The organism is Streptomyces sp. SID10853 (genome assembly GCF_010548145.1).
Taxonomy (GTDB): Bacteria; Actinomycetota; Actinomycetes; order Streptomycetales; family Streptomycetaceae; genus Streptomyces.
The window spans coordinates 1-16,930 of the sequence record NZ_JAAGLN010000029.1 but is presented as its reverse complement, the minus strand read 5'-3'; the positions used below and the strand labels follow the sequence as shown (position 1 = coordinate 16,930).

The 16,930-nt window shown below is 69.0% G+C and carries 15 protein-coding genes and 2 pseudogenes; 13 read left to right on the top strand and 4 right to left on the bottom strand.

Annotated features, from left to right (window positions below):
* Window positions 1–142 precede the first annotated feature (142 nt).
* From G3I19_RS08790 to G3I19_RS08780, 3 genes are all read left to right on the top strand, one after another.
* Window positions 143–952: an FAD binding domain-containing protein gene (locus G3I19_RS08790; protein WP_164261621.1), complete on the top strand. Its 810-nt coding sequence runs from the start codon at window positions 143–145 to the stop codon at window positions 950–952.
* On the top strand, window positions 943–3,861 hold the full coding sequence (locus tag G3I19_RS08785; protein ID WP_164261618.1) for a molybdopterin cofactor-binding domain-containing protein: 2,919 nt from the start codon (window positions 943–945) through the stop codon (window positions 3,859–3,861). Before G3I19_RS08790 ends, G3I19_RS08785 begins: the two co-directional genes overlap by 10 nt.
* Window positions 3,862–3,973: 112 nt before the next feature.
* Window positions 3,974–4,477: a nucleoside deaminase gene (locus G3I19_RS08780; protein WP_164261615.1), complete on the top strand. Its 504-nt coding sequence runs from the start codon at window positions 3,974–3,976 to the stop codon at window positions 4,475–4,477.
* A 93-nt stretch (window positions 4,478–4,570) separates the two neighbouring features.
* On the opposite strand, the gene G3I19_RS08775 is transcribed toward G3I19_RS08780, so the two are convergent.
* Window positions 4,571–5,146, bottom strand: coding sequence for a CGNR zinc finger domain-containing protein (locus G3I19_RS08775; RefSeq protein ID WP_164261612.1), 576 nt, complete (start codon window positions 5,144–5,146; stop codon window positions 4,571–4,573).
* A gap of 103 nt (window positions 5,147–5,249) precedes the next feature.
* On the opposite strand from G3I19_RS08775, the gene G3I19_RS08770 reads away from it, so the two are divergent.
* Window positions 5,250–6,446, top strand: a complete 1,197-nt coding sequence (locus tag G3I19_RS08770; RefSeq protein ID WP_164261610.1) for an epoxide hydrolase family protein — start codon at window positions 5,250–5,252, stop codon at window positions 6,444–6,446.
* Here G3I19_RS08770 and G3I19_RS08765 read toward each other — a convergent pair.
* Both G3I19_RS08765 and G3I19_RS08760 read right to left on the bottom strand, forming a co-directional pair.
* Complete coding sequence (locus G3I19_RS08765) at window positions 6,433–7,425, bottom strand: phospholipase D-like domain-containing protein (RefSeq protein WP_343235030.1); 993 nt, start codon at window positions 7,423–7,425, stop codon at window positions 6,433–6,435. The genes G3I19_RS08770 and G3I19_RS08765 overlap by 14 nt on opposite strands.
* 882 nt (window positions 7,426–8,307) lie before the next feature.
* Window positions 8,308–8,970, bottom strand: coding sequence for a hemopexin repeat-containing protein (locus tag G3I19_RS08760; RefSeq protein WP_164261607.1), 663 nt, complete (start codon window positions 8,968–8,970; stop codon window positions 8,308–8,310).
* A gap of 409 nt (window positions 8,971–9,379) precedes the next feature.
* Between G3I19_RS08760 and G3I19_RS08755 the strand changes: the two genes are divergently transcribed.
* Window positions 9,380–9,739, top strand: coding sequence for a nuclear transport factor 2 family protein (locus G3I19_RS08755; protein ID WP_164261604.1), 360 nt, complete (start codon window positions 9,380–9,382; stop codon window positions 9,737–9,739).
* Window positions 9,740–9,973: 234 nt separating this feature from the next.
* A pseudogene (locus tag G3I19_RS08750) lies at window positions 9,974–10,663 on the top strand (NAD(P)-binding domain-containing protein); the annotation flags it as partial.
* A 342-nt stretch (window positions 10,664–11,005) separates the two neighbouring features.
* Here G3I19_RS08750 and G3I19_RS37345 read toward each other — a convergent pair.
* Window positions 11,006–11,527, bottom strand: a complete 522-nt coding sequence (locus tag G3I19_RS37345) for a hypothetical protein (protein WP_239074085.1) — start codon at window positions 11,525–11,527, stop codon at window positions 11,006–11,008.
* Window positions 11,528–11,969: 442 nt separating this feature from the next.
* Here G3I19_RS37345 and G3I19_RS38235 point away from each other — a divergent pair.
* From G3I19_RS38235 to G3I19_RS08710, 7 genes and pseudogenes are all read left to right on the top strand, one after another.
* A pseudogene (locus tag G3I19_RS38235) lies at window positions 11,970–12,140 on the top strand (site-specific integrase); the annotation flags it as partial.
* Window positions 12,141–12,216: 76 nt separating this feature from the next.
* Window positions 12,217–13,068 carry a HipA family kinase gene (locus G3I19_RS08735; RefSeq protein WP_343235029.1) on the top strand — a complete coding sequence of 284 codons (852 nt, stop codon included), beginning with the start codon at window positions 12,217–12,219 and terminating at the stop codon, window positions 13,066–13,068.
* Complete coding sequence (locus G3I19_RS08730; protein ID WP_164261598.1) at window positions 13,065–13,469, top strand: DUF3037 domain-containing protein; 405 nt, start codon at window positions 13,065–13,067, stop codon at window positions 13,467–13,469. Before G3I19_RS08735 ends, G3I19_RS08730 begins: the two co-directional genes overlap by 4 nt.
* Before the next feature lie 145 nt (window positions 13,470–13,614).
* The gene (gene fabG / locus G3I19_RS08725) at window positions 13,615–14,376 is read left to right on the top strand and encodes a 3-oxoacyl-ACP reductase FabG (protein WP_164261595.1); all 762 of its coding nucleotides are present in this window, start codon (window positions 13,615–13,617) and stop codon (window positions 14,374–14,376) included.
* Between the two features lie 24 nt (window positions 14,377–14,400).
* Entirely contained in the window at window positions 14,401–15,156 is a 756-nt protein-coding gene (locus G3I19_RS08720) for an SDR family oxidoreductase (RefSeq protein WP_164261592.1), read from the top strand.
* Between the two features lie 159 nt (window positions 15,157–15,315).
* Entirely contained in the window at window positions 15,316–15,999 is a 684-nt protein-coding gene (ung, locus tag G3I19_RS08715) for a uracil-DNA glycosylase (RefSeq protein ID WP_164261588.1), read from the top strand.
* Window positions 16,000–16,056: 57 nt separating this feature from the next.
* Window positions 16,057–16,572 (top strand): hypothetical protein, encoded by a 516-nt coding sequence (locus G3I19_RS08710; RefSeq protein ID WP_164261585.1) that lies wholly within the window; start codon window positions 16,057–16,059, stop codon window positions 16,570–16,572.
* The last annotated feature ends 358 nt before the right edge of the window (window positions 16,573–16,930 follow it).

Sequence of the window (16,930 nt, the reverse complement as noted above, 5' to 3'; positions counted from 1 at the left end):
GATCCGCCAGTTCGGTTGATCCACCGATTGCGGGCCGGAAAATACGTATGCGGCGGTGGTGACGGGCGGCAGACCCCGGGCGGTCTACTTGGCGCATTCCGAGCCGCTGTCCCCGGCGGCGCACGTGGGAACGAGGTGAGCCGTGGATTTGAACACCATCGAGACGTGGCGTACAGCACGTACACGCGAAGACCTCATCCTGGCGCCGGGCGAGGCGGTCCTCGGTGGCGGCACCTGGCTGTTCTCGGAGCCACAGGTGAGTACGACCGGTCTGGTCGACCTGGGGGCGATGGGGTGGCCGTCGATCGAGGAGACGCCCGACGGCCTGCGGATCGGGGCGACCTGCACCGTGGCCGAGCTGTCCCGGATACGCCGGCGTGAGGGGTGGACGGCGCACCCGATCTTCTTCCAGGCTGCCAGTGCGCTGCTCGCTTCGTTCAAGATCTGGAACATGATGACGGTCGGCGGGAACATCTGCCGCTCGTACGCCGCTGCGGCCATGGTGTCGCTGGCCACGGCTCTGGACGCCACCGCGCTGATCTGGACCGCGGACGGCGACGAGTACACCGTGCCCGTCGCCGACATCCCCACGGGCAACGGGACCAACTCGCTGGGCGAGGGCGATGTGCTGCGCTGCATCGACATTCCCGCCCACGCGCTCCGTGCGCGCACCGCCTTCCGCAAGATCGCGCTGGTCGAGATCGGCCGTAGCGCCGCGGTGCTCACCGGCCGGCAGGACGAGTCAGGCGCGGCGGTGTTCAGCATCACGGCCGCCACGCTGCGCCCGGTGGTACTGCGGTACGACACCCTGCCCAGCTCCGTTCGGCTGCGCCAGGACGCCCTGGACGCGGAGGGCTACTACACCGACCCGATGGGCACCGCCGACTGGCGTCGCGCTGTCAGCAGCGTGCTGCTCGAGGAGATTCTGGAGGAGTTGCTGACATGGAGCTGAACATCAACGGCGAGGCATACACCGCCACTCCGCGCCCCGGCCAGTGCCTGCGTACCTTCGTACGCGACCAGGCGCACTTCGAGGTCAAGAAGGGGTGCGACGCGGGCGACTGCGGGGCCTGCTCGGTGCTGGTCGACGGCAAGCCGGTGCACTCGTGCATATTCCCGGCGCGGCGCGCCGAAGGCCGGTCGGTCACCACCGTCGCCGGTCTGGGAACGGTCGACAACCTGCATCCGATGCAGCAGGCGTTCGTCGACAACTTCGCCTTCCAGTGCGGCTTCTGCACCGCGGGGATGATCGTCACCGCGTCCACCCTCAAGGAGGACCAGCTCGACGACATGCACCGGCTGATGAAGGGCAGCCTGTGCCGGTGCACCGGATACCGCCCCATCCGCCGGGCGATCGAGCAGGGTGTCGCGGCCGCGGCCTCCACCGAGGACTCGGCGGACGGCGCGGAGCGGGCGTGCGGAGCTGACGGACGGACCGCCTGTGCCCGGCCGGAATCCGGCACCTGCGCCGGGCCGGAGTCCGACGGTGTGAAGACGACCGTCGGGACGTCGGTGAACCCGCCCGCCGCCAAGCGAGTCGTCACCGGGACCGAGCCGTACACCTTCGACATGGAACTGCCGGGCGCCCTGCAGATCCGCGTACTCGGATCGCCGCACGCCCATGCCCGCATCGTCGGCATCGACACCACCGAAGCCGAGCAACTGCCCGGGGTGGAGCTGGTGATGGACCACCGCAACGTACCCCGGATCCGCTTCTCCACCGCGCAGCACGAACACCGCACCGACGACCCGCACGACACCAGGATGTTCGACGACGTCGTCCGCTTCCGAGGCCAGCGGGTCGCGGCGGTGGCCGCGGTCTCGGCAGCCGTCGCCGAACACGCCTGCCGTCTCATCAAGGTCACGTACGACGTCCTGCCCTCGGTGCACGATCCGGAACTCGCCAGGTCACCCGGTGCACCCGTACTGCACCCCGACCTGATCGACAGCGACCAGCCGGAGGCGGAGCTGCCGGAAGACCCCTCGCGCAACCTGCTCGCGTCCATCCACGGCGGAGTGGGCGGGGACATCGACCAGGCACTGGCGGACTCCGACGTCACCGTGCACGGTGAGTGGCGCACCCAGCGGGTCTCGCACATGCAACTGGAGACCCACGGCAGCCTCGGCTGGCTCGACGACGGCAGGCTGACCGTTCGTACCAGCTCCCAGGTCCCCTTCCTGACCCGGCGTACGCTGTGCCGGCTCTTCGACCTGCCCGAGGAGAAGGTCCGCGTCTTCACCAAACGCGTCGGAGGCGGCTTCGGCGGCAAGCAGGAGATGTTCTCCGAGGACCTCGTCTCACTCGTGGTCCTGCGCACCGGCAAGCCCGCCATGTACGAGATGAGCCGCCCCGAGGAGTTCTCGCGCACCTCGGTGCGGCACCCGTTCCGTGTCCAGGTCACCGTCGGGGCCGAGAGGGGCGGCAAGCTCACCGCGGTCAAGCTGAACGTCCTCGCGGACACCGGTGCCTACGGCAACCACGCGCCCGGTGTGCTCTTCCACGGCTGCGCCGAGTCGCTCAGCCTGTACAACGCGCCGGTGAAGCGAGTCGACGCCGAGTCGGTGTACACCAACAACGTCCCGTCCGGTGCTTTCCGTGGCTACGGTCTCGGGCAGGTCATCCTCGGGGTCGAGTCCGCTCTGGACGAACTGGCGGTGGCCCTCGACATCGACCCGTTCGAACTGCGCCGCATCAACATGGTCGGCGACGGCGACCCGCTGATCGAGGCGCATCCGGCCGACGACGGGCTCGTCTACGGGAGTTACGGACTCGACCAGTGCCTGGACTTCGTGCAGCAGGGTCTCGACCGCGGAAACGGTGTGGCTCCGCCGGAAGGCGAACACTGGCGGATCGGCGAGGGAATGGCGGTCTCGATGATCGCCACGATGGCGCCCTTCGGGCATGTCTCCAAGACCACGCTGGCCGTGCAGCCGGACGGCACATACGTCGCGGGAGTGGGCACCAGCGAGTTCGGCAACGGCACCACGACCGTACACACCCAGATCGTCGCCACGGACATGTCGACCGAGCTGGACCGGGTGCGGCTGACCAACTCCGACACCGACGGGGCCATCTACGACACGGGGGCGTTCGCCTCCGCCGGCACCACGGTGGCGGGCAAGGCCCTGCACGCCGCGGCGATGTCCTTGCGTACGCTGCTGCTTCAGGTCGCCGCCGAGATCACCGGCAGCAAACCCACCGAGTGCTCGCTCTTCCCCGGCGGCATCCGGACCCCGAACCGGGTCGTGGACTTCGGCGAGGTCATCAAAGCCTGCCCGGAGGCCAACAGGAACGGTGACACCGCCTTCGCGCGCGGCGACGAACTGGGCGAGTACCGCTCGCTGGCCTGGAACGTGCACGGAGTACGTGTCGCCGTCGACATCCGCACCGGCGCGGTACGGATCCTGCAGTCGGTGCACGGCGCCGACGCGGGCACCGTGATGAATCCCCAGCAGTGCCGCGGACAGGTCGAGGGCGGCGTGGCCCAGGCGTTCGGCACCGCGTTGTCCGAGGAGGTCATGGTCGACGAGGAGGGCTACTTGCAGACGCCGGTGCTGCGCGCCTACCGGATCCCGCAGATGCATGACGTCCCGGAGACCGAGGTCTATTTCGCCGAGACCTTCGACCGGCTCGGCCCCTTCGGCGCGAAGTCGATGAGCGAGAGCCCGTACAACTCCGTCCCGGCAGCCGTGGGCAACGCCATCCGTCGAGCGGTGGGCGCCCGCCCCTATGAGACTCCGTTCTCGCGTGACCGGGTCTGGCGCATGCTCAACGCCCCGGAAGCGCTGCCCGGCTGGTGGAAGTCGGGGAGCGTGCACATCAACGAACAACGGTCCAAGGAACTCACCTCCGCCGGCTGACCGCCGTCCGCCGCCGGTGGCGCTCGCTCCCCGCCCCGCACTCGGGAAGACGTCACCTCCACCGTCCCCGCCCCTCCTCATCTCTCATGTCTCATCGCGAAGGGAAACACCCATGACCGCCCACATCGAGGAAGCCAGTGCCCAGGACCTTGAGAACGCCTGGATGCAGGAGGCGATCCTGCTGGCGACGACCAGCGTGGCCAACGGCGGTGGCCCGTTCGGTGCGCTGGTCGCCAAGGACGGCCAGGTCGTCGCCACCGGAAACAACCGGGTCACATCGACCCTGGACCCGGTGGCACACGCCGAGGTCACCGCACTGCGCAACGCCTGTCAGGAGCTGAACACCTTCTCCCTGGAAGGCTGCACCCTGATCACCTCGTGCGAGCCCTGCCCGATGTGTCTGACCTCTTCGCTGTGGGCACGCGTCGACCGGCTCGTCTTCGCAGCCGACCGGCACGACGCGGCGATCGCCGACTTCGACGACCGCAGGTTCTACGAACTGTTCGAGAAGAAGCCCTCCTCGATGTGGCCCATGACGATCGACCGACTCGACCTGCCCAACCGCAACGCGCCGTTCGAGGCATGGCTGGCCAAGACCGACCGCGTCGCCTACTGACGGCGGGCGGGCGACGGGGCCCGACAGCCCCGGCCGAGTAGCTGCGGTGTCCGCCGGCCGGCGGACACCGCAGTCACCGGGACCGAGGTTCGATCACTCAGCCGGTCCCGGGTTTTCGCGCCGGCCGGCATGGAAGCGCGCCTTCTTCTGGCGGTTCCCGCAGGTGTTCATGTCGCACCATTTGCGGGTGCGACTCCGGCTGGTGTCGAAGAAGGCCGCCCGGCAGGTCGGCGACGCGCACAGGGCCAGCCTTCCGTCTCGTTCGCCTGCGATGATGCTGATGGCGTCGGCGGCGATCACGCCGAGGGCGTCTTCCATGGAGGAAGCCGAGCTGAGCCGCCATCGCCGTTTGCCCTCGGGCGTGAGGACGGCCGCGGCCCGACCCCGAGCGCTGCGGTCGTTGATGACGTGGACAGCAGCCGCGGGGAGAGCGTCCCCGGTCGCGGCCGCTGTCGCGGCGGCGTGAACCGACTCCCTCAGTTCCCGGGCCAGGTCCAGCTGGGCGGTGGTGCAGGAATCCACGGTGAGGCCGTTCACCGTCAGCCAGTCGATGAGCCGGTGCGGCGTGGGAATGCGCTCCACGGCGTTGCCATGACGCTCCGACAGAGTCCCCGTGAAGCTGGTCGCCAGCACGTTGCCGAGGCGGAAATCAGGAAACCCAGCATGCATGGAACCACCTTAGCCGGTTGCACCTGGGCCTCACGGCATAGTAGAACCGTCATAGCCGGTTCTCGATGCTCATGGCCGGTCCCGCGACGGCCAGGAGGTTTTCATGCCCCGTCCCACCAGCGACGTGCAAGCATTTGAAGCCCACGCGACGGACGCCGACCTCGACGATCTGCGCGCGCGACTCGCCGCCGCGCGACTGCCGGAGGCCGAGACGGTCTCCCGCGCCGCGTCCGGCCGTCGCCGATGGGACCAGGGCGTTCCTCTCGCCGACCTCGTCGATGTGGTGGACTACTGGCGCACCGGGTACGACTGGCGGTCGTTCGAAGCACGCCTCAACCGGATCGGCCAGTTCCGCACGACCATCGACGGTCTGGGCATCCACTTCCTGCACCGCCGCTCCGTGCGCGCGGATGCCACTCCGCTGATCCTGACGCACGGCTGGCCGGACAGCATCGCCCGGTTCGTCGACGCGGTGGACGAGCTGGCGGATCCGGAAGACGCGGACGCACCGGCGTTCCACGTCGTGGTCCCGTCGCTTCCTGGCTTTGGGTACAGCGACAGGCCGGCCACCACCGGGTGGGGTACCGAGAAGATCGCGGCCGCATGGGTGGAGCTGATGGGAAGGCTCGGCTACGACAAGTTCGCAGCCCACGGCGGTGATTGGGGAGGCAATATCACCACGGTACTCGGCGGCAGGTTCCCGGCGCACGTTCTCGGCATCCACACCACGTTCGCGGAGGCGCCGCCCGGATTGACGACGCACGGGCTGACGGTGGCCGAGCGCGAGTGGACCGAGCAGACCCGTGATTTCTGGCGCGACCGGGCGGCGTACGCGAAACAGCAGGCGACCCGGCCGCAGACCATCGGCTACTCGCTCGTCGACTCACCGGTCGGGCTTCTTGCCTGGATCCTGGACAAGTTCGCCGAGTGGTCGGATACCGAGGACAGCCCGTTCGAGACGATTTCCAGAGACCGCGTTCTCGACGACGTCACTCTGTACTGGCTGACGCGGACCGGCGCGTCGGCGGCCCGTATCTACTACGAGAGCCACAACTCGCTGGACCCCGGACTGCGGGTCGACGTCCCGTCAGCACTCACGATGTACCCCCGCGACGTCGAGAAGTGTCCCCGCCCCTGGGCGCGGGAGCGGTACCGGCAGATCGTCCGGTGGAGTCTGCCCGAAAGCGGAGGACACTTCCCGTCGCTGGAGGTTCCCGGGTATTTCGTCCGAGATCTGCGAGAGGGCCTCGCGGCGGTGCTGGCCGCGGGCAGCGCGCGTTCCGCGCTCAGCTGCGGCTGACCGAGGCCCCCTGGAAGTCGGCGTCGAATGCCTTCTCGATGCCGCTGACGACCGCTGAGTCGCCCACGACGAGGCCGAGTTCGCGGTTGTGGTTGAGCGAGTTGTCGGAGAAGTTCTCCGAGCCGGCGAACACCTTGGCGTCGGAGGTTCCGTAGTCGGCGACGATCGCCTTGGCGTGGATGTAGAAGCCGGTGGAGCTCGTGTACGTGGCCACCTTGCCGCCCGCGGCGGTGACCTGGTCCAGCTCCTTGCTGTACTTCGACGACTCGTTCTCCGCGACGACGCGAACGGCGACACCGCGCTTCGCGTCCGCGACGACCGCGTTCACCAGCGCGGGGTCCCCGAACTCCTCCTCCTGGACATCGAGGCTGTGCTTCGCCCCGGTGACCAGGGCCAGCAGGCGGCTCTGCGAGTCGGTGGGCGACCAGACCAGGTCGGTGCCGTCGGACGGGGTGACGGCGGTCTTCGCGTAATCGGCGTCGAAGACCTTCTCGATGGCCGCGACATCGGCCGTGTCGGAGTCGAAGACGCCGTAGTCACGCGAGGTCGCGTAGTACGTCGTGTCGAAGTTGCCGGTGCTGATGTACGACGTGGAGCCGTCGACGGTGATCGTCTTCTGGTGGGTGTAGACGTACGAGGATGACGAGTATGTGACCCCGGCCCCGGCCGCGGAGAGTGCCTTGTAGGCGGCGCCGTCGATGGACGCGTGCTGGGAGTCGAAGACCACGCGGACCTTCACGCCTGCCTTCTGCTCCTTCACCAGGTCGTCGACGAGGGTGGTGTCGCGCAACTCGTAGATCGTCACGTCGACCGACTTCTTGGCCGAGTTGACGAAGTCGTAGATCGCGCCTTCCTTCTGATCCGGAAGGACCACGAGGGAGTAGGCGCTCGCGGCGTGGGCGGTAGCCGGCACGAGACCGCATGCGGCGGCCAAGGCGCCTGCGGCCAGGGCTTGCATCAGACGGTGTGTGGGGTTCACCGGGGCTCCTGACGTATCGAGGAAGCGCGCAACGCGCGTAGCACACCCAGTAGGGCACAGCGCCGGGGCCCGCTGAAGCTCAGTTGATTGAACAGAGGGGCACTGTTGGGCAAAGCGATACCGCACACCTGCCCCGGGGCAACTTCCTCGTAGTGTTGCGCAGTTGGCGCATCTCGGTGCTCGGCCGCCGTGATGGCCGGCCGGGCTTCGAGGCCGGGCGGTTGTTCTGCGGCTTCAATTCGAGGCCGCCCGGTGCGCCAGGGCGATGCAGCACCGGCGACGCGCGTGCCGTGACCCGGTGTTCCGCAGCGGGGAGTGGTTCCCTGGCCAACCGCGCGCGGGATCCTCCGCATGCGGGGCACGGGCGTGGTGCAGGAAGAGGGCGAACCAACCGTGTTCCTCAGGGCGAGATTCCTGCACCGCACGCTCGCAACCCTTGCCGTCGTGGCCGTCGTGGCCGTCGTGGCCGCCGTGGTCACTGTGCCGCTCGGCGCGCGAGCGCTGCGGCAGCCGCACCGGTGGACGCCATCACCGTCGAGCTGTGTGAGTACGGCGGCGGTCACCTCGACTTCGGCTCGCACAACAACACGGTCTGCATCGGCGGCGTTCGACGGCAGCCGGGTCGACTGGTGACCGAACCGGGCTGGAGAGCATCGCCACGCCGGCGGGGGATGCTGCCTTCGGATGCGTAGCCCTGATCATTTCGCGCCGCCGGAATTCCTCCGGCGGCGCGAAATGCTGCGCGGCAGGGCGCCCTGCCCCCTCGGGGACGGACGTGTGCCGTTGATGTTGTCCGGCCCGGCCCGGCCCGGCCCGGCCCGGCCCGGCCCGGCCCGGCGCGGCGCTGGCGACTGTGCTGAGCGGGCCGCGTCCGGGCGGTTCTTACTGGAAGAAGGACCAGTTGCCCCGGATGGCGAGGGGGTAGCCGGAGTCGGTACGGTCGGCCGCCAGGTCGTAGCGGACGTACTGGTCGTCCTTGAACAGGTAGACCTTGTTGCGGTTGGTGGCGTGGGGGGCTGCCGCGTCGATACGGCGGTTGAAGGAGTCGGGCAGGCCGGACCAGTTCCCGGTGATCGACTTCGGGCCGGCCAGGAGCTTGTTCTCGGCGACGTCGTAGCGGACGTACTGGTCGTCCTTGAAGAACCAGGCGATCTTCGGGTTGTCCTGGTGGTTGACGGCGGCGTCGATGCCGAGCTGGAAGTGTGCCGGCAGCGCCGACCAGCCCTCCGCGATGGTCTTGGGGTAGCCGGCGTCGGCCGCATCCGTCTCCAGGTTCCAGCGCACGTACTGGTCGTCCTTGAACAGGTAACCGACGCCGGGCTGGTCCCTGCGGTTGAGCGCGGCGTCGATACCGCGGGTGAAGGAGTCCGCCAGCCCGGACCAGTTGCCCGCGATCGGCTTCGCGCCGGCGACGCCCTTGTCGGCCCTCAGGTCGTACCGCAGATAGTGGTTGTCTTTGAAGATCCAGGCGATGTGGCCGTCGTCCCGGGACCTGAGAACGGCGTCGATACGGCGGTAGAAGCTGTCCTGTACGTCGGTCGCCATGACCATCTCCCTCATCGTGGTGCGAATTTCCCAGCCGCCCAAGCCCCCCAGCTGCGGGCGGGCACTGCGTTCGGCAAGGGGGGCGACAGTGCGGTGAAGCCGGCCGCCCCTGAGAGCACTCTTGCGCAGCCGATCGGTGAATATCCCCAGGTCACACGATGGAGCGATCGTTTTCCCGCCATCCTGTATCCGCCGCAAACCACGGCCGCACACCGACGAGCGAAGCACCCAGGCAGATTCCAGGCCTGGCGAACTCGTCCTGAAAGACGCGCTCCCGGAAGAGAGCCGCGCGGACCACGATCCACACGCACGAACGGGGCCGTGCGACTGACGGGCAGCCCGGCTACCCGCACTCCGGTTCGGGGCATGCGGCGAAGCGCACAACGATGTGGCGACGCTGGAGAAGTTCGTGACCCGCATGCAAGCCGGTGACCTGAGTGGGGCCCTGGAGATGGTCGACGAGGAGGCGGTCTGGCAGGAGGCCGAGACCCTGCCCTGGTCAGGGCAGTGGCGAGGACCCGACGGGTTCGCACGGCTGGAAGGCGCGATCAACGTTTCGGCAGAAATGACCGTGCGGGACTACGCCATCGTCGAAGCCGGCGAGGTGGTGGAGATGCGGCTCAACCTCGAATTCGTCTCCCGGAAGAGCGGGCGCCGACTCCCGATGGAGGTTGTGGAGCACTACACGGTGCGTGAGGGCAAGATCCACGGCGCGAACGCCTTCTACAAAGACACCCAGGCCGTCAACGACCTGGTCAAGCACGGCTGACCCCCGCAAACACAGCACCGTTGCGGGAGTACTCGGCGACGACGCGGTGCCCGCCCGAGAGCTCATGGTGGTACTGGAAACGGACGCGGACGACGCGGACCACTTGGTTTCGTCAGTCGGCCCGGGCCCGGGCCTCCCCGAGCGGGGAGTGCGGTCTTCGGTCGTGCGGATTGCCAACATCGCGCACAGCAAGGGACCCGAACCGCAACGAGTCCGGCAGATGACAAGGATACGGCTCTTCTGGAGGGACGGAATATGACAACTGTGGGATTCATCGGAAGCGGCAACATCGGCAGTACCATCGCGCGGCTCGCCATCGAGGCCGGGCACCAGGTCGTGCTCAGCAACTCACGCGGTCCCGAAACGCTCGCGGACACGGCCGCGGAACTGGGGCCGCGGGCGTCCGCGGCAACGAGCGGGGAGGCCGCGGCAGCCGGTGACATCGTCGTGGTCTCGGTGCCGGTCAAGGCGTTCCCCAACTTGTCCGCCACGCCACTGGCCGGGAAGACGGTCATCGACACGTGCAACTACGGACCCGAGCGGGACGGGCACATCCCCGAGATCGACAGTAAGTCGCTCACCTCGAGCGAGCTGCTGCTGCGTTACATCCCGGACGCCATGCTCGTGAAAGCGTTCAACAACATCTTCTTCAAGCACCTGCTGTCCCTCGCCCGCCCGGCGGGGGCGGCCGACCGTTCCTTCCTGCCGATCGCCGGGGACTCCGCACAGGCGAAGGCAGCGGTGGCCGAATTCATCGAATCCATCGGGTACAGCGTGGTGGACGCGGGACCGCTGGCCGACAGCTGGCGGCAGGCGACGGACACGCCGGTGTGGGGGACCCCGTACGGGCCGACCTCGAGCGAGAAGGGCCGGCCCGTCGGCGAGGACGCCATCCGCGCGGCACTGGCCACCGCAATGCCGTAACCGTAAATTGGCGCGGGCCTCGGTAAAGTCCGGCCGTGTTCCGGGCCCCGTCCGGCGGGCGTCGGGCGGGGCCATAACGCAGAACTCGTTGCCGTCCGGATCCGCCAGGATGTGCCATGCCTGCCGTTCTCGCGGACCCGACGCCCGTGAGCACGGCCACTCCCAAGTCGGTGACCCGGCGGACCTCGGCGGTTACTGAACTTCCCGAAGGGGTGTCGGCGGTGACACTGCGGGTGCTTCGCGCTACGCCGATGTCATGCGGTAGGCGCCAGGAGGCAGAACCATTCTTTACCGCGCCTCCCGGCGAAGCCACCCACATCTTCGACAGCCGAGATCTCTGCGCTAAAGCCCCGACAACATCGAACCCGACAACTGACTTGCCCAATGAACGGCCAGTACGTGCCAGGTGGATGGCGCGAACGCGGAGTTGGGGTGGTGCAGCCCGAGCAGCACGCTCCCGTCGGGGCGCTCCAAGTAGAGGTGGACGCCGATGATGTTGGGGACCGTACCGTGCGGTGAAGCCGGACTTTCCTCCTCGGGTTCGGGCCCGCTCTGCGTCGTCGGGAGGCTGGCGGCGTGGCGCCGTACGAGGTCGCTGGTGGTGTCCGCGATGCGCAGGCGGTGGAGGCCGTCGGGGGTGAACCAGGCGAGCATCACCCCTTCGGTGAGGCGGAGTTCGCGCGGCACCGGCCAGCGCTGGAAATCCTGCGTCAGCAGCGAGACGCGGTCGAACACCAAGTCGCGCCTTGCGTGCTCATGTTCGGCCCAGCGCATGCCGTAGTGCAGCGGCCCGCCGAACAGATTCCGCTCCGCTTCCGACACCGCCGGTTCGGCCATCCGCACGGGTCCGAAGGAGCGCCTCACAGGGTGCCTCCCGTGTTGTTCCGGTTCAGTGCCCTGTACGAGGGGCCATCGGTGAGCGTCTGGAAGATGTCCAAGGTGGCGGGACGACAGTCCGACGGGGGTTTCTCCATCGATACCCAGAGGAGTCCTGCATACCTGTGGGGCTCGGCGTTGTGCGGCTCACCGGGCCAGGACTGCGCCATGAACGCGGCGGTGATCCTGCTGGTTCTCCCGGGGGCGTGAGGGTGCAGGAGTCCACAGAAGTGGTGGCGGGGTCCGTAGGCCCGAGCGCTGGCCGCGCCGGCTGCGGCGAAGGCTGTTCCCACGGGTGAAGAACTTCACCGAGGGCGAGACCTCCAGGTTCCACACCCGGGCGTGGTCCCGCTCGTGCGAGGCGTCGCGGACGGACACGATGGGACCGATCCGCTGTTCCGCCCAGCGCTGCGGTGCCGCGGGCAGCGGCACCCTGGCTCGGTGGCTCGGGCACTCCTCCCCGGCGATCACCCTCGGTTACTATGCTCACTTCATGCCGGAAAACGGCAGCAAGGGGCGTGGCACCATCGACGGTCGGCTGGGGGAACGGGGAGACCGGCTCGCCGGCCGAAGCTCCCCAGATTCTCACCAGCGCCGTTGACCGGTGATTCCTGCCTCTACGCCCCGGAGAGGTCGTTCGTGGATTGCAAGGCTGAAGAGATGGGTGGCCCGGGAAAGTGTTGGAAGAAGTCGTAGCGACCCGCTATGTCACGCCTTTGCGTGAGGGCGGTTCGCTCCCCGGGATCGTCGAGGCCGACGATCTCGGTACGTACGTCATGAAGTTCACCGGCGCCGGGCAGGGCCGCAAGACGCTCGTCGCCGAGGTCATCTGCGGGCAGCTCGCCCGCAGGCTCGGGCTGCGGGTGCCCGAGCTGGTGCGGATGCAGCTGGACCCCGTCATCGGGCTCTCCGAGCCCGACCAGGAGGTGCAGGAGCTGCTGAAGGCGAGCGGCGGGCTGAACCTCGGCATGGACTACCTGCCCGGCTCGCTCGGCTTCGATCCGCTCGCCTACCAGGTGGGCCCCGACGAGGCCGGCCGGATCGTCTGGTTCGACGCGGTGATCAACAACGTCGACCGTTCCTGGCGCAACCCCAACCTGCTTGTCTGGCACGGCGATCTCTGGCTCATCGATCACGGCGCCACCATGATCTGGCACCACAACTGGCCCTCGGCGAAGAACTACGGAAGCAAGCCGTACGACGCCTCCGACCATGTCCTCGCGTCCTTCGCCCCCGATGTGGCCTCGGCGGCCGCCGAGCTGGCGCCGCTGGTCACCGAGGAACTGCTCACCGAGGTCACCGCCGACGTCCCCGACGTCTGGCTGCGGGACGAGGCCGGATTCGGCAGCGCCGACGAGCTGCGGCGCGCGTATGTGGAGGTCCTGCTGGAGCGGGCCGCCTCCATGCACACCCGGATCACGCTCGGGCCGCCGACCCCGGCCACTCCGTCCCGGGCCCCCGGCTGGCTCTCGGAGCGTCTCGCTCCGCCGGCGCGACAGCAGGGCGAGCAGCAGGGGGACACCCGATGACCGAGCGTGCGAGCGATGCCGGCCGCCGGGACGTCTACGAGTACGCGCTGGTACGCGTGGTGCCGAGGGTCGAGCGCGGAGAGATGTTCAACGCGGGGGTGCTGGTCTACTGCCGGGCCAGGTCCTTCGTCGCCGCCCGTACACATCTCGACGAGGCGAAGCTGAAGATGCTCGACCCGCACGCCGATGTCGTCGGGGTGCGCGCCGCCCTGCGCGCCGTCGAAGGGGTCTGCGACGGCGGTGAGGCGGCGGGCCAGGCCGGCCCCGACGACGCGGGGCGCCGGTTCCGCTGGCTGATCGCACCCCGTTCGACGGTGGTACAGCCCGGTCCTGTGCACACCGGACTCACCACCGACCCGGCCGCCGAGGCCGACCGGCTGCTCGGACTGCTGGTGCGCTGAGAGGGTGGCACCCGGTGTGACGTTCACTGCTGATCCCGTGTGCCGTTGACACCGGGTGCCGCGCCTTCTAGCGTCTCGTCTGCTGAAGGTACTAAGCGGTTGCTCAGTGATCGAGGGCCGCGATCCGAGGGCGAGGAGAGCCAGTATGTCCACCACCGAGCAGCGCGTTGCCATTGTGACCGGGGCTGCGCGCGGCATTGGCGCAGCCACCGCCGTACGTCTGGCGGCGGAGGGCCGCGCCGTCGCCGTACTCGACCTCGACGAGGCGGCCTGCAAGGACACCGTCGAGAAGATCACCTCCGCGGGCGGCCGGGCCATCGCGGTGAGCTGTGACGTCTCGGACAGCGCTCAGGTCGAAGCGGCGGTCGCCCGGGTCGCGGCCGAGCTCGGCGCCCCGACGATCCTCGTCAACAACGCCGGTGTCCTCCGCGACAACCTGCTCTTCAAGATGAGCGAGTCCGACTGGGACACGGTCATGAACGTCCACCTCAAGGGCGCGTTCCTGATGTCCAAGGCGGTCCAGAAGCACATGGTGGACGCCAAGTTCGGCCGGATCGTCAGCCTGTCCTCCAGCTCCGCGCTCGGCAACCGCGGCCAGGCGAACTACTCCGCGGTCAAGGCCGGTCTGCAGGGCTTCACCAAGACGCTCGCCAAGGAGCTCGGCAAGTTCGGCGTCACCGCCAACGCCGTCGCCCCCGGCTTCATCGTCACCGAGATGACCGCGCAGACCGCCGAGCGGGTCGGCATGGGCTTCGAGGAGTTCCAGGCCGCCGCCGCCACCCAGATCCCGGTGCAGCGCGTCGGCAGGCCCGAGGACATCGCGAACGCCATCGCCTTCTTCACCGGAGAGGACGCGGGATTCGTGTCCGGCCAGGTCATGTACGTCGCCGGCGGCCCGCTCAACTGATCAGGGAAGCAAGGGACAACGGACATGACTGCACAGGACAGCGGGAAGGTCGCGCTGATCACCGGCGCGAGCCGCGGCATCGGATACGGCATCGCCGAGGCGTTCGTCGCCCGCGGCGACCGGGTCTGCATCACCGGACGCAATGAGGACGCGCTCAAGGCGGCGGTGGAGGCGCTCGGCGCCGACCGGGTCATCGGCGTCGCGGGCAAGGCTCATGACGAGGCGCACCAGGCGGCGGCCGTCGAGCGGGTCATGGAGGCGTTCGGCAGGGTCGATCACCTGGTCAACAACGCCGGGACCAACCCGGTGTTCGGGCCGATGGCCGAGATGGACCTGAACGTGGCGCGCAAGGTCTACGAGACCAACGTCATCTCGGCGCTCGGCTTCGCACAGCAGACCTGGAAGGCGTGGCAGAAGGAGAACGGCGGCGCGATCGTGAACATCGCGTCCGTCGCCGGGGTCTCCGCGTCGCCGTTCATCGGCGCGTACGGCATGAGCAAGGCCGCGATGGTCAACCTCACGCTCCAGCTTGCGCACGAGTTCGCCCCGGCGGTACGGGTCAACGCGATCGCGCCCGCCGTGGTGAAGACCAGGTTCGCCGAGGCACTGTACGAGGGCCGGGAGGCGGAGGCGGCCGCCGCTTACCCGCTCGGCAGGCTCGGGGTGCCCGCGGACATCGGGGGCGCCGCCGCGTTCCTCACGTCCGACCAGTCGGGCTGGGTGACCGGTCAGACCCTGGTGGTCGACGGCGGGATCTTCCTCAACGCCGGCGTCGGCTGAGCCCCGGTCCCGGACACCCCGCAGGCCCGTACCCAGCGCGGCCCCGCTCATCGCACGGCCCCGCTCATTGCACGGCCCCGGACATCCGTCCGGGGCCGTTGTCAGTGGTCGCCGGTAGGTTCTGTGGTGAGAACGGATCGCACACCGGAGGTTGTTGACGTGACCGGAACCGACATGCTGCCCGAGTCCTGGCGCGGCGTCCTCGGCGATGAGCTGGAGAAGCCCTACTTCAAGGAGCTGACCGCTTTCGTCGAGGAGGAGCGGGCCAAGGGGCCGGTCTACCCGCCGCGCGAGGAGGTCTTCGCCGCGCTGGACGCCACGCCGTACGACAGGGTGAAGGTGCTGATCCTCGGCCAGGACCCGTACCACGGCGAGGGGCAGGGGCACGGTCTCTGCTTCTCCGTCCGCCCCGGCGTCCGGACGCCGCCCTCTCTGCGGAACATCTACAAGGAGATGAAGGAGGAGCTGGGCCACCCGGTTCCGGACAACGGCTATCTGATGCCCTGGGCCGAGCAGGGCGTCCTCCTGCTCAACGCGGTGCTCACCGTGCGGGCCTCGGAGGCCAACTCCCACAAGGGCAAGGGCTGGGAGAGGTTCACGGACGCGGTGATCAGCGCGGTGGCCTCGCGGCCCGACCCCGCGGTCTTCGTCCTCTGGGGGAATTACGCGCAGAAGAAGCTGCCGCTGATCGACCAGGAGCGCCATGTGGTGGTGAAGGGCGCACACCCCTCGCCCCTCTCCGCGAAGAAGTTCTTCGGCTCACGGCCGTTCACCCAGATCGACAAGGCGGTCGCCGGCCAGGGCCACGAGCCGATCGACTGGCGGATCCCCGACCTGGGCTGACCGGGATCACCGGCGACAGCCCTTAGCGTCGGTGGTGGGCCGGGACGAACCGGACATATGTGTGTGCGGGTACAGGAGGCAGCGGTGACGGAGTCGCAGCGGGAGACGTCGGGGGACGTCGTCATGGGCAGGATCGGCCAAGTGATCATGCTGCTGCACGGGGGCGACCGGGAGGAGGCCCGCAACCGGTTCGCCGGCCTGTGGGACGAGATCGGCGAGGCCGGCGACGCGCTGCACCGCTGCACGCTCGCGCACTACATGGCGGACACCCAGGACGACCCCGAGGATGAGCTGCTCTGGGACCTGCGGGCACTGGCCGCCGCGGAGAGCCTGGACGACGGGAGGGCCGCGCACGATGCCAGCACGGTCGCCGTCCGCGGCTTCTGTCCCTCGCTGCACCTCAGCCTCGCGGCCGACTATCTGAAGCTGGAGCGCAGGGAGGCCGCGCGCCTGCATCTGGTGCGGGCCCGCACCGCGGCGGGCGCGCTGGCCGACGACGGCTACGGAGACGGTGTACGGGCAGCGATCGAGCGACTGGAGTGGCGGCTGGGGGAGGGGGAGAGTCGGAGGTAGGCGCTGGGGGAGGAGGGGGAGAGAGCGCGCGGAGGGGGAGAGAGCGCGCGGAGGCAGGGCGCTCGGCTCGCGGCGCGTGAGTGCTATGCCGGTGCGCCGGTCCGCCGGTGTGCCTGTGGCCGTGCTGTCCTGCCCGTAGCGTCTCGGCCTGTCCCGCGCGTGCCGCCTGTGCAGCGAGTGCCGCCTGTGCAGCGTGTGCCGCCTGTGCAGCGTGTGCCGCCGGTGAAGCGCGTGCCGCCTGGGTCGGCCTGTCCCGCGCGTGCCGACTGTGCAGCGTGTGCCGTCCGTCCCGTGCCTGCCCCGCGTCTCCCCGTCCCGCGCCTGCCGTCCGTCCGGCGCCTGCACCCGCCCGTCCCAC